Below are 20,888 nucleotides of genomic sequence, written 5' to 3'. Positions count from 1 at the left end.
TGAAAATGTGTTAAAATAATTTCATGATTACGCGCAATTTGGGAAAGGAAGGTCTTTATGGATACCGAGAGGACATGGCCTCTGTTTCAATTGCCGGACTTCTAGCGTTGAGTTTTTTACAAGCGACATCAATGTAAAAAATCAACAAACGGAAGATCGGAGATGGAACAGATGGAACCGCGGCTACGACTGAGGATCCTCCTCTCCGTTGAAAACGGGGAGGACAATCGGAATGAAACGAGTTGCTACCATATTGCTCGGAACGCTGATTATGGCGTTCGGTTATTATTATTTGAATGAACAGTTTGGTTTGGCAGAAGGAGGCTTCGTCGGGTTAGCATTACTCGGCCGCTATTTATTTGATATCGATCCGGCGATCTCGATGATCGTGCTCGATATCCCCTTCTTTTTAATCGCGCTTTGGTGGAAAGGCTGGCGTTTCGTCGGGCAAGCCGTGCTTGCCGCGGCGTCACTGTCGCTCAGCTACGCGATGTGGGACCGCTTGGACTTGCTCACGTTTGACATCCAAGTCTGGCCGGCGACGTTGTTCGCTGCCATCGCGAGCGGGATTCTGACCGGCTACGGTCTCGGTCTCGTCTTAAAGTCAGGCGGGGCGACCGGGGGCGATGATTTATTCGCCCTCGGCCTATCAAAATGGACCGGCGTATCGGTCGGGACGATTCTCATCATGTTTGATGTCATCGTCTTGGCGATCTCGCTCATCTATTTACCGCTCTCGAACGCACTCTATACGCTTCTCGCGGTCTCGATTGCGGGTCGTGTCGTTACGAAAATGTTGACGGACGACGTAGTCGAACAGCCGGCACCGGCAGTAATCAAACCTAAGCTTGCACCAAAAAACGATCTCGCGTGAGATCGTTTTTTTTAATGGCGTATTTAAAGGAGCTTGTCATTACTTACTTTTCGATTGAACTCGCAATCTTTAGTAACTCTTCTTTTGAAAGACGACTCCCTGAATAGTCGATTGCGTATTCAACATTTTCGTATTGCCAACTGACCATTTTTGTTTGATCAACTTCTGTATAATGTCCGCTCGAGCCATCCGATAACTTGATCGACTCGTCCCAACCAGTGACGTGATTCCAGCCGAGGTTTGTCGTGGCCCATATCGTCAACGATTCGACGTCGTTCTCGTATACAAGTTTGACTTGACTCAAATTGACGAGATTGGAGTAGTGATTCGTTGTTTCGATTGGGAGATAAGTAGGTTCATTGACTTCGAACGGAACAAACGATGTCGTGAATGTGAGTGGTAATGGAGCCCTTCCGGCAATCAGAAGAATAAAAATCAAGCCAAAAATGATTTTGAATATGGGACGGCTGGTTCTTTGATTTGGTTGATAGGTCACTGTTCTACCTCCTCACATTCGAATCACTTCTAGCATACCGAAATGAACGTCTTAATAGACGATCGTTTTATGTAACAGGGACATGAGAAATCGAATCTGCAGAGAACAGTAACAAACGTCACATCGCCTTCTGGAGCTTTTGCTCTACACTAAACATAGAAGGAGGGAGTCACATGACATGGATGATTCCAAAACAGCACGGCGCCTGGTCGATGTTGATTTTACCGTTCTTACTCGGCGGCATTGTCGGAGGATGGACGCTCGCGCACATCCCGTTCGCGATCGCTTGGTTGTTCGTTTATATGGGCACGTTTTTCTTGTTCCAATACATCAAGCAACGGAAGAAGTCTAAGGAACTGTTGCGTACGGTCGTGACGTATTTGACGATTGCCACCGTCTCAGCCGTCCCGGTGTTTCTGTCCGAGTGGCGTCTCGTCTGGTTCGTCCTCGCCATGATCCCGTTCGGACTCGTCAACGCCTATTTCGCCAAAATCAAAGACGAGCGCAACGTCTGGAACGACGTCAGCGCCGTCACCTCATTTTGTATCGGCGGGATGGCGAGTTATTATCTCGGAGCACGTGCCTTGGACGGGACGATGATGTGGATGTTCGCTTTGCCGTACTTATATTTCCTCGGCAGTATCTTTTTCGTCAAGACGATGATTCGAGAGAAGAAGAGCCTGTTTTATCGAAACGTATCATGGGGGTATCACTCCTTGCTTGTCGCCATCTTCATCGCGTTCGGCTATCCGGTTTTGGCACTCGCTTACGCACCAAGTCTCGTCCGGGCGGTGGCGTTCTACGGCAAAAAGATCCCCATCATGAAGATCGGGATCGTCGAAATCGTCAACTCGGTGTTCGTGCTCGGTTGTCTCAGCTGGTATTTATTTTCTTAAGAAGGGGCAACCCTTCTTTTTTTAGTTGCTCGAGGAAGTGCTCGAAACAATGGCGACAGTCGTCGCGGCTGTCGCAGCTTGTTGCATGGCGAGCAGATGGGCGAACGTACCGTGCAACAGTAAATCGCTCGCGTCTTCCGTGATGTTGTTTGCCGCGACGAGTTGCAAGGCGACCGTCAACGCATGGGTGTGGAACCATCGATGCTGCTCTTTCTCGGCGTTCGTGATGTCAATCAGATCACGTTGATCGTCTTCATTTGGTGCCGCGACGATGGCTAATAGGGCGAGCGGAGGTAAATGCTCGTTTTTGACAGTGATCGCTTGTCCTTGGAGCCATGTGCGCCAATCGAGGAAGCGGGTGACGACCTCGTCTGGAGAAGCGTCGCTAAAGGCGAGCAAGTGTGAGACGAGTTGGAGCTCGTTCGAACGGGGCAGCTCGGCTTTCAACGCTTCGTAATACGTCTCAATCCGTTCATTCAACGCATCGTGGTCATCGAACGCTTGGACGAGGACGAGGGCGGACAAGAGGTCTTCTTCACTCGTGAGCCAAGGGTGGTTTCGTTTGAATGTCTGATAAAGGGCACTCGCCTCGTCGAGCCGGCGTTCGGGCTCATCGACGTTGATCAGTTGACTCGCGATAAAGGGCCGCAACATACTGAAACGGAAGTGCTTCCGGTCGAGTAGCGTATCAAGCCGGAGTGCCTCGTCGATGGCAGGTTCGATGTCTTCGTATTTGGCATCGAGGAACGACAGCCAGACGAAGTTATTGCTGCCGCGAAATTTCGAGAATATGCCAGTCTTTTGTTTCAGAACCGCTTGAGCGTGTTCGAACCGTTCCGAATCGAATGGTGTATCGTGAATAGCGTAATTGATGGCCATCAAACGTCGGAAATCGTCAGTGAACCACTTTGTCGCTCCCCTGATTCCTTCGAGGGATTCGAGGTAACGGGTGTATCGTGTCAGCATCAGCAACTCCTCCTTTTCCTACTCGTACGAAAACATTGGACTAGATGTTTCAAAAAAGATTCGCCTTCTCTCTTATTATGCCTTAGTTTAATTGGGAAATATAAGGGAATTGAAATGTTGTCCGAAAGTTTACGTCTTTAGATAGGGAGGGATGGAGACATGGGAGAACAGCGACCATACGCCTATGCGTCTCGCAACTTTGGTTCGGGATTTCTTTTCGGGTTGGGCCTCATCGCCTTTATTGATGAAACGGTGTTTCATCAATTGTTGGCCTGGCACCATTTTTATGATCGATCGACATCCGCTGTCGGCTTATTCTCAGACGGGCTGTTCCATGCGTTCAGCTGGTTTGCAACAGTGGCCTCACTGTTCTTACTGGCCGATCTGCGGCGGAGAGATTCCTTTTGGATGAAGCGATGGATGAGTGGTCTTTTAATTGGTGTTGGTTTCTTTCAGTTATATGACGGGATCATCCATCACAAACTGCTTCGAATCCATCAAATCCGTTACGGCGTCGAGATTCTTCCATACGATCTTGTTTGGAATATTACGGCCTTCATCATTCTATTGGGTGGTTTAATCTTGTTGAATCAAACGCAGAAACAAAAACGTCTTGTGACGGAGGGGGGATAAGCGAGCATGCATACCCACGGCCAAACGACGGGAAGCGCCGACGAGGTCGTTGTCATGATCTTGTTGCTGGTGGCCTTCCTGGTTTATCCGTTCGCCGCGATGGTCACGAGTCGCACGTATAAATCATGGCCGATCCGTCGTTACTTGTTTTGGATGACAGGAATTGCGTGTGTGGGGCTCACATTGATTGGTCCACTGGCCGCTTTCGCTCATCTCAATTTTGTTGGACATATGATGGGTCATCTCTTGCTCGGGATGTTGGCACCGCTACTGATTGCCTTGTCTGCGCCGATGACGCTATTATTACGGACGCTCGACGTTCGTACCGCAAGAAAAGTGACGAACGTCTTAAAAAGTCGGCCCCTCCAATTTCTCACGAATCCGATGACGGCAGCCATTCTCAATATAGGGGGACTATACCTGCTCTATATGACGGATTTGTATACACTCATGCATCAGTCCATCTTTTTATATGCATTGATTCATTTTCATGTGTTTGCGGCGGGGTACTTATTCACCGTTTCTTTAATTTATGTAGACGTCACTTCGCATCGCTACAGCCATCTCTATCGATCACTTGTGTTGATCGCCGCATTGGCGGCCCATAAGATTTTGGCAAAGTTAATTTATGCGAGTCCGCCGGCAGGAGTGGCAAGAGCGGAGGCGGAGGCAGGGGCGATGTGGATGTATTACGGCGGCGATGTGGTTGATATATTCTTGATTGTGATTCTCTGTGCCCAATGGTATAAAGCGACGGCGCCACGGCTCTTGACCACAGGCGACAACACATGATTGCTTATCAAAAAGGACGATCCACCCGCTTGTAGCGGGAGGATCGTCCTTTTCGTCTCATGCACTGTACTTATTGGACTTGCGTATACAACTTCTGCATATACTCGTTCACTTCATCGGCCGCTTGGAACATCATGAATGAATGTTGCAAGATGATCTCTGGTGAGAAGCCGAGGTCGAGGTCGAGCGTCGAGGCGAGCGTGACATCACGGTCGCTGTCGAGTACGCAGCGGAAGTATTTGAACTCTTGGTTGAACTCGTTCAAGGCGTTCAGAATCGGTAGGTCTTCGACGTAATCCGGCACGTGTGTGACCGTCGCGGCATACAGTTCCGCATCTGTCGTCTTTTTGTTGAAGGCGATAATCATAACGGGCTGTGCCCCGGATTTAGTCGTTTCACGCGTCAAAAATGTGACATGCGTTTCGGTCTCGCTCTCTTTGAACGTCATATTGCGTTCAGCGACGAGCGCTTTAAATGATTCTACTTTTTCTTCGAAGTTCACAAACAAGTCCCCCTTAAAAGTCGTTACTCTAACTTTCGCCCATTTGCGGAGGGAAAGCAAGGGGAACTAGCGTTTCATCAACATTTTGATGGCTTCTTCAACGGTTTCCGACGTATCTTCGCCATCTTGTTGAGCGGTGATGATACACTGCTCCAAGTTCTTCGCGACGATGATCGTCGAGGCCCGGTCGAGCGCTGATCGAGCCGCGCTCAACTGTGTCACGACGTCGCGGCACTCTTTACCTTCTTCCATCATTCGGATGATGGCCCGGATTTGACCTTCGACCCGTTTCATCCGGTTCAACACTTTTGCATCGTATTGATACTGTTCCATTAGATTCACCTCTATATTCAAATCGTTCAGTAACCCAACTATTTATTGTGTAGTCTCATCTTAATACGTGGGGGAGTATGTGTCGAGCCACAACGTTTGAAGTGAAGATTTTTGAAAGTTTACCATTTCGTCAAACAAATCCCTTGCAATCGAATACCATAGGGGGTATATTAATGACGTGGAAGCGATATGTTCAACGAATCACAAACTTTCGTCGGACGCCCGCTACCAAGATGGCGAATAAATAAGTGAAACATCATAGATTAAAAGGATGGGTAAATAACATGAAAGCATCTGCTTTAAAACGTCAAATGGATTTTGAAGTACCGGTAAACATCGTCGACGTTCGTGAACGTGACGAGTTCCAAGAAGCGCACATTGCTGGCGCGACAAATTATCCGCTGTCGGAAATTTCGGAATGGATTGAGACACTCGCTCCTGAAGAAGAGTACATCGTCCTTTGTCGCTCAGGTGCTCGCAGCACGCAGGCGACTTGGCAAATGGAAGCGAAAGGTTATAAAGTGGTCAATATAGAAGATGGCTTGATGAGCTGGCCTGGTGAAGTCGTCAAAGGAGGAAATGAGCAATGAGTAAAAAAATCGTAATCGTCGGTGGGGTAGCCGGTGGCGCTTCAGCGGCCGCACGTCTTCGCCGTTTAAATGAAGAGAACCATATTGTCATGTTCGACCGGGGCGAGTATATCTCGTTCGCGAACTGTGGCCTTCCCTATTACATCGGTGACGTGATTCAAGATCGTCAAAAATTGCTCGTCCAAACGGTCGAAGGCATGAACAAACGTTTCCAACTTGATATCCGCAACTTGACGGAAGTAACAAAAATCAACCGTGCCGACAAGACGGTATCGGTGAAAAACGTCAAGACGGGTGAGACGTATGAGGAGTCATATGACGTACTCGTCTTGTCGCCAGGTGCGAAACCAATTCGTCCGAACATCCCAGGGATTGAAGAAGCAGAAGATATCTTCACACTCCGTAACATTCCGGACACGGACAAAATCCGCAGCTACGTCGATGACAAAGCGCCTAAGCACGCAACGGTCATCGGTGGCGGCTTCATCGGAATCGAAATGGCTGAAAACTTACGTGAGCGCGGCGTCGATGTCACGCTTGTTGAGATGGCAGACCAAGTCATGACACCGCTCGATCGTGAGATGGTATCACCGGTTCACGAGCACATGCGCCTCCATGGCGTCGACCTTCAGCTTTCTGACGGTGTTGATTCGTTCTCTGAGAAAGGGAAACGTGTCCACTTGAAGAGCGGACGCGTCATCGAGACGGATATGGTCGTCTTGTCGATTGGAGTCGTGCCAGAATCGTCAATCGCAACAGAAGCGGGACTTGAGACAGGCATCCGTGGCGCCATCCGCGTCAATGAGAAGATGCTCACGTCAGACCCGAACATCTACGCGATCGGAGATGCTGTTGAGGTACTCGATTATATCTTTAAAGAGCCGACAGTCGTTCCACTCGCATGGCCGGCCAACCGCCAAGGCCGACTCGTCGCCGATATCATCAACGGACGAGACGTCAAATACAACGGAACGATGGGAACAGGCATCGCCAAAGTATTCGATATGACTGTCGCTTCGACTGGTTGGAACGAGAAGCGTTTGACAGCGGCTGGTAAAGAGTTCGAAGCCGTCCACGTGCATCCTGGTTCACATGCGGGTTACTACCCAGGATCGACGCCCGTGTCACTCAAGCTCTTGTTCCATCCGACGACCGGTGAAATCTACGGCGCGCAAGGCGTCGGGATGAACGGTGTCGATAAACGCATCGACGTGATTGCGACAGCGATGAAAGGCGGCTTGACGGTCCTTGACCTTCCAGACCTTGAACTCAGCTACGCACCACCGTTCAGCTCAGCGAAAGATCCAGTCAACATGATCGGCTACGTCGCATCGAACGTCGTCCTCGGCGATAACGAAGTCGTGCACTGGAACGAGATTGACGAGTTGGTCCAAAACGGCGCGACATTGCTCGACGTCCGTGACGAGTCGGAACACGAGCTCGGTAAAATCCCGGGCTCGATCAACGTTCCGCTCAACTCGCTACGCGATCACTTGGACAACTACAGCAAAGACGAAACGATTTATGTGACGTGCCAAGTCGGGCTCCGCGGATATCTCGCATCCCGTATCTTGCGTCAAAACGGCTTCAAGGTGAAAAACTTGAGCGGTGGCTACAAAACATGGTCACAAGTAAAACGTGATTTCGATGCCATCGAGGCAGGCACGAAGGCAGAGAGTGAGACTGCCGTAACAGTAACGGAGGAGGCACCATCAGCAATGACGAATGAACCAGTCGGGGAACCGATTTTCCTAGATACGTGCGGTCTGCAATGCCCGGGACCAATTTTAGAAGTAAATAAAAAAGTAGCCGAGCTCGGCGAAGGCGAGACGCTTCGTGTCCTCGCGAGTGACCCAGGTTTCTTTGCAGACATCGAAGCATGGGCGAAGAAGACCGGCAACAAGCTTGTCTCGAAACAGTTCGTGAACGGTCGCGTGGAAGCAATCCTGCAAAAAGGTAATGGTCCTGCGGCTGTACAAGCAGGGGCACCAGCGACAGACGGCGCATCGATGGTCGTCTTCAGCGGAGACCTCGACCGCGCGCTCGCTTCGTTCATCATCGCCCAAGGTGCGGCGGCGATGGGCAAAGACGTGACGATGTTCTTCACATTCTGGGGACTCAACGTCATCCGTAAGCCAGATGCACCGGAAGTGAAGAAACAAGGTCTCGAGAAGATGTTCGGCATGATGATGCCATCACATGCGGGTGAACTTCCGCTCTCGAACATGAACTTCGGTGGAGTTGGTCAAAAGATGATGAAAAAAGTGATGAGCGACAAAAACGTGCCATCACTTGACGAAATGATCAAATCGGCTCAAGAAGCAGGCGTCAAAATGGTCGCTTGTACGATGTCGATGGACGTCATGGGCATCAAGGAAGAAGAGTTGATCGACGGCATCGATCTCGGTGGTGTGGCAGCATACCTCGGGGCGGCTGAAGGTGGCAACTTGAACCTCTTCATCTAATCAAATGATGTAAGATAAGCGACCGGTCACTTGACCGGTCGCTTTTTCTGTTGTTCGACAGCCTGTGTAAAATTTGTCGAAAAGGATTGCATTTCTTAGATGTTTTTCCTATAATTCTACTCATGTAAAGAAAGTTGACATAACTTTTTCTTATAACTCATACATACACGGAGGATTTAAAGATGGAGAAATTCGTAGAAGGTCTCGTTTCATCAGCCAACGACTTGCTTTGGTCGTCAGTGCTAATCGTTGTCCTTGTCGCCTTAGGTTTGTACTTTACCGTCCGCATGGGATTCGTCCAGTTCCGGATGTTGCCTGAAATGTTCCGCCTCTTGTTCAAAGACGGCATGAAACGTGAAAAAGGCCAAGTCTCGTCATTCCAAGCGTTCGCAATCGGGACAGCAGCCCGTGTCGGAACGGGGAACATCGCCGGTGTCGCGACAGCGATCGCGTTAGGTGGTCCAGGAGCCGTCTTTTGGATGTGGCTCATCGCCCTCATCGGATCGGCTTCGGCGTTCGTGGAAAGCACGCTCGCACAGGTCTATAAAATTCGGGACGGCCGCACATGGCGCGGTGGCCCGGCTTACTATATGGAACGTGCCCTTGGTCAACGTTGGCTCGGGATCTTGTTCGCGATCCTCATCACGTTCTCGTTCGGATTCGCCTTCAACTCGGTTCAATCGAACACAATTTCGCTCTCGATGAGTAACCAGTTCGGTGTGAGCACGACGACAGTCGGCCTCGTCTTGGCAGTTGTCACAGCAATCGTTATCTTCGGTGGGATTCAGTCGATCGCCATGCTCTCGAGTATCATCGTTCCAATCATGGCTGGCGGTTACATCTTACTTGCGATGTGGATTATGATTTCGAACGTTTCGTTGTTGCCGGAAGTGTTCGGCTTGATCTTCTCGGAAGGTGTGTTCGGTATCCAACAATTGTTCGGCGGTGCCATCGGAGCGATGGTGCTCCAAGGAATTCGTCGCGGTCTCTTCTCGAACGAAGCTGGGATGGGTTCAGCCCCGAACGCGGCGGCGACGGCGGAGGTATCACACCCGGTCAAGCAAGGTTTGATTCAATCGTTCAGTGTCTTCGTTGATACGCTCATCATTTGTACATCGACGGCGATGATCATCTTGCTGTCAGGTGTGGCTGGTTCAGAGTCATTCGCAGGTGTCGAATTGACACAAGCGGCGCTTACGGCTGAAATCGGTCCAATGGCGACCTCGTTCCTGACGATTGCGATTTTCTTGTTCGCATTCAGCTCGATTCTTGGAAACTACTACTATGGCGAGACGAACATCCAGTTCATCTCGGATAAAAAGATTTACGTCACGCTCTACCGTATCGGTGTCGTCGGCATGGTTCTCTTCGGTGCCGTCCGTTCGGCCGGTCTCGTCTGGTCAATCGCGGACGTGTTCATGGGCCTCATGGCGCTCGTTAACTTGTATGCGATCTTCCGTCTCGCGAAAGTCGCTCGTCTCGTCCTCGACGATTACTTGGAGCAACGCCGTCAAGGTGACGATCCGGTCTTCTACGCCGATTCGATCGATAACTTGCCGGGCCGCGAGTACATCGAGGCTTGGGAAACAGCAGAAGAGGAAGAAGTCAAAACAGGCACGATTCGTTCATAAACGACAAACCGTCTACGAAAGCATGTAGACGGTTTTTTTGCGCCTAAAAGATGGGTAAACTGAAGAAAAGGGGGGCGTTCAATCATGGAGACGACACATTATATACGCATTTCCCCAGAGGTATGGGTCTCGTTCGGGCAAGACCCGGAAATGATTTTAGATTGGCTGTTGCACGTGCACGCTCAACAACGTGACACGTATGAGACGTTGACGCTCCCGAATATCGAACGATTCCAAAAAATCTTGGGGCAAATCGAGGTATACATCGATGGGGATGACACATATAACTTGGAAATGGCCGTCATCGGTGAAGAATTGATCGTCAACGAGAAGCAGGCGGTCGTGGTCGGAATTTTGACGCCGCAACTGCTCCATATCGTCAAAGATGCGATGAACGCGTTCACGAAAGAAGATGTGGCTGACATGGCGTTCGTCGACCATGAGGGGCTTGATGATGTCTGGCTCAAATGGACGCTGCTGAAACGATTCTGCGAAGAAGCGATTGAACGGGATGAGCTCGTGTTGATTTATTATGAATGACATCGCCTAAATGGTATAATATTGAAAAAATGGCGGTGGGCTAAGTGGGTAATTTCCTTGTTAATTTGGCTTTATTCTATATGCTGGTTAGTCCCGCGTTTGCATATCGAATCGGTCGAAAACGCGTTGCAAGGCTGAATATGATAACGCTCTTGCTTTATATCGTGAGTTGGGGATATGTCCTTGTTGCGGGGACGCCTTCCGACCATCTTGTCTCGATACTTTGGGGCGTCTTGCTGTTCCTAAATCTTTTATTGACTATGATGAATAGCGCGATGTTTCTATATGAACGTTGGCCAAATCGTTCTTTGTTGCGTATCGGTGCCGTGGCGATCATTTTCTTTTTAGGAAGCTTGCTAGTCACTTATAGTCTCGACTCACGTAAAGTACTGGGTGAGAATTTGTTACAAGCGAGTATGGTGACGGTCGTACTGTTTGTCACAAGCGTCATCTGGATTCGGTTGCGACAAATCAATCGTCAGCCGGACATGTAAACAGCCCGACGTCGTAGCGTCGAGCGGTGCTGTGACCTGATTAAATGGCAAAGTATTTATAATTCAATGGGGGTTCGCTGAATGTTATCTTGGTTAGGCATAACGAATACAAATCAAGCAGATCAAACTGAACGTCAGTTTTTTGGGAATGTGAAGAAAACAACTAGAATCGTCATTCTCCTTACGGCGCTACTGGCACTTTATGGTGTGAAGTCCTTATTCACTTATCTAATCCCCGCCTCATATTTGGCCGACCCGATCGTGGCCGTTCTACCAGGTGCCGTGGGAGTCTTGGTCGCTCTCGTCTACGTCCTGGTCGCGGAACGACTGCTACAGGACAAAGCCGCTCACACCAAACGCTAGTAAGCGGGACGGCTCTAAAGCGTGTCATACCATTCAAAAAAATCTCGACGCCGTAGCGCCGAGATTTTTTTCTTATTTCAATGCCGTCTCAAGCGCTTTGACGTTCTCGCGCATGAGATCGAAGTAGCTCTTGTCCATCTGTTCTTTCGTGACGGATTCTAAGTTGTAAATCGTCACCGTCTCCGCGCCAATCTCGCTTTGAACGACTTGGGCAACTTTCGGTGTCACCGTGTCTTCAAAGGCGATGTATTTCAAATCATGAAGTTGTGCCTCTTCGATGACGCGCTTCAATGCCTGTTGTGACGGTTCTTCCGAAGGCGTGAGACCTGCGATTGGGAGTTGATCAAATCCATAGCGCTCTGCCAAGTAACCGTAAGCTGCATGTGTCACGAGCAACTCTGACTTCGAGCCGGCGTCGACTGCCACTTTGAGCTCGGCGTCGAGTGTGTCGGCTTCTTCTTTGAATGCGCTCAAGCGATCCGCGAACTCGTCTTTATAGTCAGGGGCCTGTTCGCTGAAGGCCGCTTCGACCGCTTCGGCCATTGAGACGGCATTCATTGGATCGAGCCAGACGTGTGGGTCATACTGTCCGTGGTTATGACCGTCATCTTCGCTGTGACCGGCTTCTTCCTCGGCATGCTCATCTTCCTCATGACCGTGCTCGTCCTCTTCGTGCGCGTGCTCGTCTTCGTTTTCTTCATGCCCATGCTCATCTTCGCCGTGGACGTGGACCGTGTCTTCAGCAGAAAGGAGCGTGACGTCTTCAGCCGTCTTTACGAACGTGACGTTCTCGTTGGCCAAGCTTTTCTCCATCGACTCGACGTATGGCTCGAGGTCATGGCCGACCGTCAAGAATAAGTCCGCCTCAGCGATCTCGGTCATCTGCTTCGAGGTCGGCTCGTACGTATGGGGATCAGCGCCAGGCGGGATGACCATCTCGACGCGGACACGGTCGCCCCCGATCTCCTCAGCGAACGATTTCAAGGCGAACGTTGACGCATACACCGTCAACTGGTCGCTCGTCTCCTCCGTCGCTCCGCCCTCTTCATTACTGGCACATCCACCTAATAAAAGTGTGCCGGCAGCGGCGACACTCAATAACTTCTTATTCATAAACTCTTCCACCTGTCCTCTCTATGTGAACCTTTAAATCGTAACCGTTACGTTCTGTGACTGCGAGTTATATTATAGGGGGCGAATCCGTGCACGTCAAGTCCGACTTCAGATGGATGGTTTTTCGAGAAAAAGGGAATATGATTAAAAAAAGAACGAGGAGTGGATGTATATGAGAAAGGAGACCGCCTGGTTCGTTGGTGGTGCAGCGCTCGCGGCAGCGACGGCAGCCGGGGCCAGCGTGTGGAACCAGTATGGATCGCTCGTGCGTTGGCAAGAGCCTGAATTGCCGGCGCGTCCTTCGACCCGTAAACGCCGGACTCACACGTACAAGATTGTCGATGACCGTCCGCTCCAGTTTGACGTGTACTATCCGCCAGGGGAGGGACCGTTCCCGGTCGCGGTATATGCCCATGGGGGAGCGTTCGTTCGAGGGAACCGCGGCATGGTGACGTTGTTCCATCCGTTGCTCGACCACTTCCTCGCCAAAGGATTCGCGGTCATCAGTATCGACTATCGTCTGTTCGAGGACGGCGTCTATTTCCCGGACAACATCATCGACGTTTCCGATGCGCTTTGCTACCTCAAGCAACACGACGGTCTGCTCAATCTTGATATCGACAAGTTGCTCGTCTGGGGCGACTCGGCAGGTGCGGCCCTCGTCCTCGCGACGGCGCTCGATCGAAGCAAACAGTTCACCGGTGAACTTGGGGATGACGTCCCGCTGATTAAAGGGGTCATCGCGCTCTATCCGCCGACGAACTTCTTATTGTTCAAGTTCATTCAGACGTGGCTCGCCCATTTGAAGTTTTATGAAGGTAGTCGCGAGGCGTGGCGCGAACTGATGGTAAAGTGTTCTCCGGTCACGCATCTGTACGATGATGCTCCACCGATTCTCCTTTTGCACGGGAAAAAAGATCCCATCGTCCCGTTCGGACAGGCACTCCATTTCGTCGAACATGCCAGTGAAGTCGGTGCGAACGTGCAATTGATCTCTTTCCCGAACGGAACCCACTCGTTAGCGAGTTTCCTCCAATCCGATAACCCGATCAAAGAGACGCAACTTATGGCTCGCATCGATCGTTTCATCGATGACGCGATGATGTGACGTTGCGCTTTTTCGCAAAGATGGTACGATGGGGAAGGATTTAGGAATCAAAAAGGAGTGACTCGCGTGACAGAACTTTGCTTGGTCCGACATGGTCAGACCGATTGGAACTTTCAAGAAATCATTCAAGGACGGGAAGATATCCCGCTCAACGCGCTCGGACATCGGCAGGCCGAAGAGAGTGCGGCCTTTTTAAGTCAAGAATCGTGGGACGTCATCGTAGCGAGCCCGTTGTCACGGGCCGTCGACACGGCGCGTTACATCGCGGAGGCGTGCGGCATCGACGAAGCACACATCATCCGTGACGAACGCTTCATCGAGCGTGAATTCGGAGCCGCGTCGGGAAAACCGGTACCGGGCATCTATGAGGCTGTCCAAGCCGATGACCAAGACCGCGTACCCGGTCTTGAGTCAGAAGAAGAGATGCGAGCCCGTGTCTTGAGCGGCATGGAAGACATCGTTGAGGCGCATGCCGGTAAACGTGTCATCGTCGTCTGTCATTCACATGCGATTAAAGCAGCGCTATCGGCAATCGACGACACGTACACGTTCCGACATGCCATGCGCAACGCCTGCTCGAACTATATCGAACATCAAGACGGTCGGTTCGTGGTCAAGGCGGTCAATGTCGCCGACCATATTACGAATGTGATCGTCGCAAAGTGAGGAGAAGCTCATGACGACATTGCTCTGGATTTTCATCATCGCATCATTTGTTGTCGCGTTCGCAGGTTTGATCTATCCGGTCATCCCGAGCGTCTTGTTCTTATTCATCGGTTATGTGATTTACGGCTTCGGCTTCTCATTCGAGCCGCTCACGTGGACGTTTTGGCTGTGGCAGATTTTGTTCTTAATCTTCTTGTTCGTGGTCGACTACATCGTCACCCGGGCTACGGTCGATAAGCGGGGCGGTTCTGAACGGGCGAAATGGGGGGCGACGATCGGATTGATTGCCGGTCCGTTCATCTTCCCGCTCGTCGGGGTGCTCATCTTCCCGTTCATCTTCGCGTTTCTAGCCGAGCTCACGCTCGGTAAGTCGACGCGTGAGGCGTGGAGTATCGGTGTCGGTACCGTACTCGCTTTCCTCGGTAGCACGATGCTCAAAGTTGTCGGGATGACGATGATGGTCATCTTGTTTTTCATCTACATTTGAGGCGGAGAAATTTCTTCGCCTTTTTGGGTTGAGAGATTTGTAAAAACGGGGAAAGAAAAACAAGACCGTTCGATTTATTCGAACGATCCTGTCTTAACGAGCTGGGTGAAGGCGGAGCGGCTGAACGATTGCTGTTGCTCCATTTGTTTTTCGAAGAAGGACGGTTTGAGTTCGGCGTTGGCCACGCCTTCAGAAATCAACGAATCGAGCACTTGCTTCGTTGGATCTTGTTTCGGCATCAGCATGAGCCCTTCCGCGACGAACGTGTGATGGTCGCTGAGCGACCGTTCGCTCGTGAACGTCAGCGCGAGGGCGGCCGGCCGGTTCGCCGGAGACGTGATGACGGCCTCGGCGAGGAGCAGGATTCGTTTATTCAAGTAATGATGAAGCGTGACGGCAAATTCAGTCGGAACGAGCATCTCGAGGAGCCATTCGTTGTCGTGCTCTTTCGAGATAATCAACCCATCGAGCAGTTCGACGGGGAGGTTCAACTCGTTACCGTACTCGTCTTGGACGAGGCGAACTTGGACTAGGCGGAACGTTTTCATCGTATCGATCCCTTCCACATTTTCTTTAACTCATCTTAACACAGTCTGATTCGAAGATTGTGTTACGATAGCGGGGAAGCGACGTAAAAAATAGAGGACAAGGAGGCATCAAGATGAGTTGGGTTGTTGGCATAATCGGGTATATCGCGATTCTAGCAATCGGTTATTATGGTGTCCTTTTCTTCAAAGTAAAGCAGGAGCGGAGTCGGGCCGGATATCGAATCTTCCTCTTGCTCGCGGGGTTGTTCTTCGTGAGCGGGAGTGACTATATCATCGCGTTGTTCCGAGGGGATACGGAAGCGACGTTTTGGCAGCGGACCGTGTACTTCATATTGATTTTGATCTCTCTTTCAATCGCCCTTTACTTTCGGAGAAAAGAAGATAAAATCCATGCGAATGAGATGACGACGGCATAAAACGAGAGGCTACGGAAAAAATCCGCAGCCTCTTGTTTTATTTCGGAATCCGTGTTTGACGAATCATCTCGAGTTTCAAGTCCCAGAGCGGTTTACTGAACGTGACCGAGTACACTTCCGGCAAGCGGAGACGTTTGTACTCTTCCCACAGACCGTTCATCTGATCGTGATGATACGAACGGATCTCTGTCGCATTTGGTAACTCATACACGCGTTCGCCGTCTTGGAAAATCGGGACGAGCAAACGTTTGACGCTAAAGTTACGTGTCTTGATTCGGAACGCCGGGTCGCGCACGTCAATCAAATCAATCTCGTTATACGTCTCGACCGGTTCGTCGGCCAAGGCGATATAGTCGCCTTTGAATTTCCCGGTCTCGTTATCGATGATGCGATACAATTCTTTCTTGTGCGGCGTCGTCGTCTTCACTTTCGAAGACGAGACTTTGATGACCGGCTTCAGCTTCCCGTCGGCGCCTTCGCGGGCGACGAGTTTGTACACCATGCCGAGAGCAGGCTGCTCGTAGGCCGTGATGCCGCGTGTCCCGACGAGGAACGTGTCGGCTTCAGCACCTTGCATCCGCAAGTCTTGAATGACGTACTCATCGAGGTCGCCCGAGACAACGATTTTGACGTAATCGAGTCCGGCCGCGTTCAATGCTTTTCGGGCCCTTTTCGACAAGTAGGCCAAGTCACCCGAGTCGAGTCGGACCGACTTCAAGCGATAGCCTTTCGCCTCGAGTTCCTTGGCGACCGTGATCGCGTTCGGAAGACCCGACTTCAGCGTGTCATACGTGTCGATCAACAGGCTCGTGTTGTCCGGATACATCTCGGCGAACGAGCGGAACGCCTCGAGTTCCTCATCGTGGAATTGGATGTCGGCGTGCTCCATCGTCCCGCCGGTCGGGACATCAAAATCGCGTCCGGCCGATACTAAACTTGTTACGTCGAAACCGGCGATATAGGCGGCCCGTGTTCCGTAGTACGCAGCATCGACGCCTTGGGCACGGCGGGCTCCGCCTTCGAGCAGCGTCTCGTTCGGTGCGGCTTGGCGGATTCGCGCGTATTTCGTCGCGATGAGTGACTCGTGGTTGGCGATGTTAAGGAGCGCCGTTTGGAACAGCTTCGCCTCAAAAATCGTCGATTCGATGCGGACGACTTGTTCGTTCGGGAAGATGACTTCTCCTTCACGGACGCTATAGAGCGAGCCAGTGAACTTGAAGTTGCGGAGCACGTCCGCGAACTCGTCCTCAAAGTCGAGCTGTTGTTTCAAGTAGCGGATATCTTCTTCCGTGAACGAGACGTTCTCTAAGTAATGCACGATATTTTGCAGGCCGGCGAAGACGACGTATCCTCCGCTGAACGGGTTCGATCGATAATACAGGTCGAACACGACTTGTTCGTTGTGACGGCCTTGTTTCCAATAGATATACATCCAACGTGGGAGGTATAGGTCTGTGTGAAGTGCTAGGTTGCGATGTAACATAATCGTTCCTTTCTGTTTTACGTCACTTTCCGGTCACTGTTGCTCCGAGGGTCGTGACAAAATGTTCGAGCGCCCAAGCGTGTCCGACTGAGTTGAAGCTTTGGACGGCATCGGCGTGGACGACGATTGTATAGCCGAGGTTGTACGCGTCGACAGCGGTATGGAGCACACAGATGTCTGTGCACACACCGACGAGATGAATCTCTGTGATGGCCCGTTCGCGCAAGCGCAAGTCGAGGTCCGTTCCGGCGAAGGCACTATACCGTGTCTTATCGATCCAATGATCGGCCCGGCTCGCCGCAGTTTTGACGGCACCGTATAACTCACGGCCATCCGTCCCGCGAATATTGTGTGGCGGGAAGAGCGTCGTCTCAGGATGATACGTGTCGCCGGCATCGTGGACGTCGTTCGCGACGACAACATAGTCCTTGTCCGCGAACTCCTCAATCAATTGGACGATTCGTTCTTCTATGTCTTGCCCTGGTTTTCCACAAGTCAAACGACCCGTATCTGCGATAAAATCAAACGTGTAATCGATAACGATCAATGCACGCATGGGGAGCTCTCCTCTCTCATATAAAGAATAATTGGCTATCCTTCTTATTCTAAATCATTTTGCGTGATGCGAAAAAGATTATTTTTGATCGGGGTCGGGTACTAGGTGTAAGAAGAACCGTTTGCGAAAGGGGAATCAGCACATGCTGCTGTCATCAACCGAACTGTCAGAGCAACTATCCCGCTTAGATGGCTGGGACGTTGTCGAAGGGGAATTACAAAAGACGTATCGGCTCGAGACATTTCCGGAGGCGATTCAATTCGTCCATCTCGTCGCCGATTTGGCGGAGACGCTCAATCATCATCCGAACATTTTAATCGAGTATCGGAACGTCACGTTGACCGTGTCCACGCATGATGAAGGTGGGATCACGGAGAAAGACATCATGCTCGCGAAAGGGTGTGAGGAGTTTGTCTAAATTGTTCATGACGTTCGCCTCAGGAACTGTCGCCGACCGATTGCGTCAACAAACCGGCGTCATCGTCGCGAACGGGACCGAGACGATTTTGCTCGCAGAAGGCGACAAGTCTCCGTTCCAAAGCGGAAAGACGTTTCAAATCGAAGAGGCAGAAGGACAATTCGTCTCGAAAGGGAATATTGTCTATGCGAACATCCCAGTCGATTCGAACGCCCGGTCGCTCTTGTTCCATCGCTTGTTGAAAGACAAATCACGTCTCGGGTCCAGCCATAGCGGTTTTGCCGCCTATCGGCTCGGTGTCGACCCGGACGATAACCACGGGATTATCTTCATCCAATTCACCGAGGGCGGAAATCGTTTCCGTGATTCGACCGATTACGTCTTGTTCCAAGAATGGCTGAAAGAAGCCGTTGAACAAAAAGGAGCCGGTCCAATCATAAAACACTATGTCGTCGATGAAGCGGATGACCTATAATAAACATAACGTCATGTTAGGGGAGGATTTTTTATGAACAAGAACTACTTCTGGATGGGTTTGGCCGCAGGTGCCGTCATCGGAGCCGGGGCATCGCTTCTCCACAGAGAGACGCGTGAGCAACAAGTTAGACAGCTCAAGCATATGAAATCACGACTCAAGTCGAAGGATGCGTCAACACAAAGCCATTCGGTCGGCCTTCAAGCCTCGTCGAAAGGGAGCTTGAAAGATCGTGTCATGGATTTGAAGGCGCTCTACGAAGAGAACCAAGATACGATTCAAAATCTTGTCGAAGACGTGAAAGACTTGGTCGATGCGCTTCAAGACGCTCGTCATAAAAACCAAATCTAATTTAAATGGCCAAGCGCTCAGCGCTTGGCCATTTTTGATTACTCTTTGTATTCTTTTTCCGTGCCGTCGGTGAACGTCACATCAGCCTCGATGCTTTGCGCATCTTCCACATTGAACGTGGCTTTAATCTGATTCAAGACTTCTTCGTCAGGTGTATCTTTATCAAAGTTTAACTGGCCAAATAATGAATCGAGTTCTTGCATCGCTTCATCCCCACTCAAATTCAAATCGTCTTCTTTACGCTCATATGAGGCCTCTGTCGAATTTGCTTCTGTCTCGTAATCGACTTTGATCGCGTCGTTGACATCTGTGTAATCAACATCGAGTTCGAACTTATCAAACGTATACATCGAGTTGTTATCTGAATTTGCCTCATCCTCGACAGGTGCCTCGCTCGGTTGGTTTGTCACTTCGTCAGAGTCACCACACCCAGCCATTAAAAATAAAGAGGCCGTCACAGGTAAAGCCCATTTTAGTCGTTTCATCTACAATCCCTCCAATTTTCTCACATAATCCTTAAGTTCCCGTCCCGCCATGCTTTTACTCTATTTTTACAGGTTGAAAGAGAAAGATATGAACATTTTGTATAAAAATACAATTGACAGTATAAATATACGTATGTTTTAATCAGTTTATTCTTTTAAGGAGGTTCGATAGATGATCACTTGTGGAATCGTCGGCGTCACGGGGTACGCCGGGATGGAGCTGTTAAAGCTCATCGGGAAACATCCCGAATTCACGCTCGTCCGGGCGATGAGCGATTCGAGCGCCGGGTCGACACTCGCGGAATTGTATCCATGGTTAGAGATCGGCAATTTGACGCTTGAGCCTTTCCAGGTGGACGCATTGAACCAAATTGACGTCATCTTTTTAGCGACGCCGAGCGGGGTGTCAGCACAATATGTGGCGCAGTTGACGGGGTATGAAGGAGTCGTCATCGATTTGAGTGGAGACTTACGCCTGCCGGCATCGAGCTACGAGACGTGGTACGGCAAACCGGCCGTACCGGCGTCGCTTCAAGCGCAGGCAGTGTATGGATTGACGGAATGGAATCGAGACGCCGTGAAGACGGCTGACTGGATTGCCAATCCCGGGTGTTACGCCACGGCGGTCGCGCTCGGTTTGTTGCCGTTCGTGAACGGCGGTTGGATCGACCCGAACGAAATCATCGTCTCGGCGTGCTCCGGCATCACGGGTGCCGGAAAAGGGCTCAGCGCCAAAACGCACCATGCCCGTTCCAATGAAAACGTGCAACTGTATAAAGTCCATACCCATCAACACATCCCGGAGATTGAACAGACGCTTTATGCAGTGAGCGGGACGCAAGCGACCGTGTCACTCTCGACACATCTGTTGCCCATCAATCGAGGCATCATGGCGACGATGAGCGTCGTGCCGACGATTGAGCAGAGCGAGGCGGACTGGGTGCACGTCTTGACCGAGGCGTATGCGGGCGAACCGTTCATCCGGGTGCAACAAGGCGAACCGGAGATTCGGACGGCCGTCGGCTCGAATTACTGTGACATCTGGGTGTACGCCGATACACGGACGAATCGATTGACCATCGTATCGGTTATCGACAATATGCAAAAAGGTGCGGCCGGACAAGCGATTCAAAACGCCAACGTCCGCTTCGGATTAAATGAGACAGCCGGGTTGAATGAACAGCCCCAGTACATATAAGGAGGTAGA

At 50.8% G+C, this 20,888-nt stretch carries 26 protein-coding genes; 17 read left to right on the top strand and 9 right to left on the bottom strand.

All coding sequences use genetic code 11. The features are described from left to right. Positions 1 to 232: 232 nt before the first annotated feature. Positions 233 to 874 (top strand): YitT family protein, encoded by a 642-nt coding sequence (locus tag NMQ00_RS14250; RefSeq protein ID WP_255177201.1) that lies wholly within the window; start codon positions 233 to 235, stop codon positions 872 to 874. A gap of 43 nt (positions 875 to 917) precedes the next feature. Here NMQ00_RS14250 and NMQ00_RS14245 read toward each other — a convergent pair whose 3' ends face one another. After that, complete coding sequence (locus NMQ00_RS14245; RefSeq protein ID WP_255177200.1) at positions 918 to 1,178, bottom strand: DUF4367 domain-containing protein; 261 nt, start codon at positions 1,176 to 1,178, stop codon at positions 918 to 920. A 365-nt stretch (positions 1,179 to 1,543) separates the two neighbouring features. Between NMQ00_RS14245 and NMQ00_RS14240 the strand changes: the two genes are divergently transcribed. Then, positions 1,544 to 2,266 carry a YwiC-like family protein gene (locus NMQ00_RS14240; protein ID WP_255177199.1) on the top strand — a complete coding sequence of 241 codons (723 nt, stop codon included), beginning with the start codon at positions 1,544 to 1,546 and terminating at the stop codon, positions 2,264 to 2,266. Positions 2,267 to 2,287: 21 nt separating this feature from the next. Here the strand turns inward: NMQ00_RS14240 and NMQ00_RS14235 are convergent, their stop codons facing one another. Next, the gene (locus NMQ00_RS14235; RefSeq protein WP_255177198.1) at positions 2,288 to 3,232 is read right to left on the bottom strand and encodes a DUF4003 family protein; all 945 of its coding nucleotides are present in this window, start codon (positions 3,230 to 3,232) and stop codon (positions 2,288 to 2,290) included. A 159-nt stretch (positions 3,233 to 3,391) separates the two neighbouring features. Here NMQ00_RS14235 and NMQ00_RS14230 point away from each other — a divergent pair, with 159 nt between their 5' ends. Both NMQ00_RS14230 and NMQ00_RS14225 read left to right on the top strand, forming a co-directional pair. Continuing rightward, entirely contained in the window at positions 3,392 to 3,865 is a 474-nt protein-coding gene (locus NMQ00_RS14230; protein ID WP_255177197.1) for a DUF2243 domain-containing protein, read from the top strand. A gap of 6 nt (positions 3,866 to 3,871) precedes the next feature. Continuing rightward, positions 3,872 to 4,657: a cytochrome c oxidase assembly protein gene (locus tag NMQ00_RS14225; RefSeq protein WP_255177196.1), complete on the top strand. Its 786-nt coding sequence runs from the start codon at positions 3,872 to 3,874 to the stop codon at positions 4,655 to 4,657. A 70-nt stretch (positions 4,658 to 4,727) separates the two neighbouring features. Here the strand turns inward: NMQ00_RS14225 and NMQ00_RS14220 are convergent, their stop codons facing one another. Further along, a complete protein-coding gene (locus NMQ00_RS14220) occupies positions 4,728 to 5,159 on the bottom strand; it encodes a type III secretion system chaperone family protein (protein WP_016509669.1) in 432 nt (143 codons plus the stop codon). A gap of 66 nt (positions 5,160 to 5,225) precedes the next feature. Next, entirely contained in the window at positions 5,226 to 5,492 is a 267-nt protein-coding gene (locus NMQ00_RS14215) for a metal-sensitive transcriptional regulator (protein WP_021068154.1), read from the bottom strand. Positions 5,493 to 5,776: 284 nt separating this feature from the next. On the opposite strand from NMQ00_RS14215, the gene NMQ00_RS14210 reads away from it, so the two are divergent. The 5 genes from NMQ00_RS14210 (at position 5,777) to NMQ00_RS14190 (ending at position 11,212) form a co-directional block, all read left to right on the top strand. Further along, complete coding sequence (locus tag NMQ00_RS14210; protein ID WP_255177195.1) at positions 5,777 to 6,082, top strand: rhodanese-like domain-containing protein; 306 nt, start codon at positions 5,777 to 5,779, stop codon at positions 6,080 to 6,082. Then, on the top strand, positions 6,079 to 8,547 hold the full coding sequence (locus tag NMQ00_RS14205; RefSeq protein WP_255177194.1) for a CoA-disulfide reductase: 2,469 nt from the start codon (positions 6,079 to 6,081) through the stop codon (positions 8,545 to 8,547). The genes NMQ00_RS14210 and NMQ00_RS14205 overlap by 4 nt, the downstream gene beginning before the upstream one ends. A 182-nt stretch (positions 8,548 to 8,729) precedes the next feature. Next, a complete protein-coding gene (locus NMQ00_RS14200; RefSeq protein ID WP_255177193.1) occupies positions 8,730 to 10,178 on the top strand; it encodes an alanine/glycine:cation symporter family protein in 1,449 nt (482 codons plus the stop codon). A gap of 84 nt (positions 10,179 to 10,262) precedes the next feature. Next, complete coding sequence (locus tag NMQ00_RS14195) at positions 10,263 to 10,718, top strand: DUF1877 family protein (protein WP_034780851.1); 456 nt, start codon at positions 10,263 to 10,265, stop codon at positions 10,716 to 10,718. Between the two features lie 263 nt (positions 10,719 to 10,981). After that, the gene (locus NMQ00_RS14190) at positions 10,982 to 11,212 is read left to right on the top strand and encodes a hypothetical protein (RefSeq protein ID WP_255177192.1); all 231 of its coding nucleotides are present in this window, start codon (positions 10,982 to 10,984) and stop codon (positions 11,210 to 11,212) included. Between the two features lie 435 nt (positions 11,213 to 11,647). Here NMQ00_RS14190 and NMQ00_RS14185 read toward each other — a convergent pair whose 3' ends face one another. Continuing rightward, complete coding sequence (locus NMQ00_RS14185; protein ID WP_255177191.1) at positions 11,648 to 12,688, bottom strand: metal ABC transporter solute-binding protein, Zn/Mn family; 1,041 nt, start codon at positions 12,686 to 12,688, stop codon at positions 11,648 to 11,650. 172 nt (positions 12,689 to 12,860) lie between these two features. Here NMQ00_RS14185 and NMQ00_RS14180 point away from each other — a divergent pair, with 172 nt between their 5' ends. The 3 genes from NMQ00_RS14180 to NMQ00_RS14170 all read left to right on the top strand — a co-directional run bounded on the left by NMQ00_RS14180 (position 12,861) and on the right by NMQ00_RS14170 (position 14,949). Continuing rightward, entirely contained in the window at positions 12,861 to 13,796 is a 936-nt protein-coding gene (locus NMQ00_RS14180; RefSeq protein WP_255177190.1) for an alpha/beta hydrolase, read from the top strand. Positions 13,797 to 13,862: 66 nt separating this feature from the next. Next, on the top strand, positions 13,863 to 14,462 hold the full coding sequence (locus NMQ00_RS14175) for a histidine phosphatase family protein (RefSeq protein ID WP_255177189.1): 600 nt from the start codon (positions 13,863 to 13,865) through the stop codon (positions 14,460 to 14,462). A 10-nt stretch (positions 14,463 to 14,472) separates the two neighbouring features. Then, on the top strand, positions 14,473 to 14,949 hold the full coding sequence (locus NMQ00_RS14170; protein ID WP_255177188.1) for a DUF456 domain-containing protein: 477 nt from the start codon (positions 14,473 to 14,475) through the stop codon (positions 14,947 to 14,949). Between the two features lie 74 nt (positions 14,950 to 15,023). Here the strand turns inward: NMQ00_RS14170 and NMQ00_RS14165 are convergent, their stop codons facing one another. Next, positions 15,024 to 15,497, bottom strand: a complete 474-nt coding sequence (locus tag NMQ00_RS14165) for a YwpF-like family protein (protein ID WP_233005265.1) — start codon at positions 15,495 to 15,497, stop codon at positions 15,024 to 15,026. A gap of 113 nt (positions 15,498 to 15,610) precedes the next feature. Here NMQ00_RS14165 and NMQ00_RS14160 point away from each other — a divergent pair, with 113 nt between their 5' ends. After that, on the top strand, positions 15,611 to 15,913 hold the full coding sequence (locus NMQ00_RS14160; RefSeq protein WP_034780857.1) for a hypothetical protein: 303 nt from the start codon (positions 15,611 to 15,613) through the stop codon (positions 15,911 to 15,913). 37 nt (positions 15,914 to 15,950) lie between these two features. Here the strand turns inward: NMQ00_RS14160 and NMQ00_RS14155 are convergent, their stop codons facing one another. Together NMQ00_RS14155 and NMQ00_RS14150 are read right to left on the bottom strand one after the other, a co-directional pair. Then, positions 15,951 to 17,396 carry a nicotinate phosphoribosyltransferase gene (locus NMQ00_RS14155; RefSeq protein WP_255177187.1) on the bottom strand — a complete coding sequence of 482 codons (1,446 nt, stop codon included), beginning with the start codon at positions 17,394 to 17,396 and terminating at the stop codon, positions 15,951 to 15,953. A 22-nt stretch (positions 17,397 to 17,418) separates the two neighbouring features. Beyond that, on the bottom strand, positions 17,419 to 17,952 hold the full coding sequence (locus NMQ00_RS14150) for a cysteine hydrolase family protein (protein WP_255177186.1): 534 nt from the start codon (positions 17,950 to 17,952) through the stop codon (positions 17,419 to 17,421). 142 nt (positions 17,953 to 18,094) lie between these two features. On the opposite strand from NMQ00_RS14150, the gene NMQ00_RS14145 reads away from it, so the two are divergent. From NMQ00_RS14145 to NMQ00_RS14135, 3 genes are read left to right on the top strand one after another with little or no spacing between them, the layout of a single operon-like run. Then, a complete protein-coding gene (locus tag NMQ00_RS14145; RefSeq protein ID WP_255177185.1) occupies positions 18,095 to 18,370 on the top strand; it encodes a 4a-hydroxytetrahydrobiopterin dehydratase in 276 nt (91 codons plus the stop codon). Continuing rightward, positions 18,363 to 18,845, top strand: coding sequence for a hypothetical protein (locus NMQ00_RS14140; protein ID WP_255177184.1), 483 nt, complete (start codon positions 18,363 to 18,365; stop codon positions 18,843 to 18,845). The genes NMQ00_RS14145 and NMQ00_RS14140 overlap by 8 nt, the downstream gene beginning before the upstream one ends. Positions 18,846 to 18,878: 33 nt before the next feature. Beyond that, a complete protein-coding gene (locus NMQ00_RS14135) occupies positions 18,879 to 19,196 on the top strand; it encodes a hypothetical protein (protein ID WP_255177183.1) in 318 nt (105 codons plus the stop codon). 38 nt (positions 19,197 to 19,234) lie between these two features. On the opposite strand, the gene NMQ00_RS14130 is transcribed toward NMQ00_RS14135, so the two are convergent. Then, positions 19,235 to 19,681: a YusW family protein gene (locus NMQ00_RS14130; RefSeq protein WP_255177182.1), complete on the bottom strand. Its 447-nt coding sequence runs from the start codon at positions 19,679 to 19,681 to the stop codon at positions 19,235 to 19,237. Positions 19,682 to 19,853: 172 nt separating this feature from the next. On the opposite strand from NMQ00_RS14130, the gene argC reads away from it, so the two are divergent. After that, a complete protein-coding gene (gene argC / locus NMQ00_RS14125) occupies positions 19,854 to 20,879 on the top strand; it encodes an N-acetyl-gamma-glutamyl-phosphate reductase (RefSeq protein WP_255177181.1) in 1,026 nt (341 codons plus the stop codon). Positions 20,880 to 20,888: the final 9 nt, after the last annotated feature.

This window comes from Exiguobacterium aurantiacum (assembly GCF_024362205.1).
GTDB lineage: Bacteria > Bacillota > Bacilli > Exiguobacteriales > Exiguobacteriaceae > Exiguobacterium > Exiguobacterium aurantiacum_B.
Note: the sequence above shows the minus strand (reverse complement) of the source record. Positions and strands in the feature narration are given on the sequence as shown.